This is a genomic window from Streptomyces sp. SP17BM10, from assembly GCF_036322405.1.
Taxonomy (GTDB): Bacteria; Actinomycetota; Actinomycetes; order Streptomycetales; family Streptomycetaceae; genus Kitasatospora.
The window spans coordinates 1-311 of the sequence record NZ_JAQYXB010000664.1; the positions used below are offsets into that span (position 1 = coordinate 1).

A 311-nucleotide genomic window follows, 5' to 3' on the forward strand; every position below is an offset into this window, starting at 1 on the left:
CCGGCGGCCGGGGCGGCCTCGGGGGCCACGGCGTTCGGCTTGACGGCGATGACCGGCACGCCGTTGCTGACGCGCGATTCGACGGTGTACGAGGCGGCGAACACCGACTGGGTGGCGACCGGGCCCTCGTCACCGGCGCGCAGGTCGACCGCGTCGGTGATGATGCCGGAGCCGAGGCGCAGGGCGACGCGGGCGGCGATCTCCTTGCCCTCGCCGGACGACGTGACCAGGACGGCGGCCGCGGCGCCGGTCTTGGCGATCTGGGCCAGGGCGTCCACCTTGGGGACGACCAGCTGGACGGCGAACTCGGC

The 311-nt window shown here is 75.2% G+C and carries 1 pseudogene; it reads right to left on the reverse strand.

Going from position 1 to position 311, the window contains the following annotated elements:
* A pseudogene (locus PUR71_RS33050) lies at positions 1-311 on the reverse strand (electron transfer flavoprotein subunit alpha/FixB family protein); the annotation flags it as partial.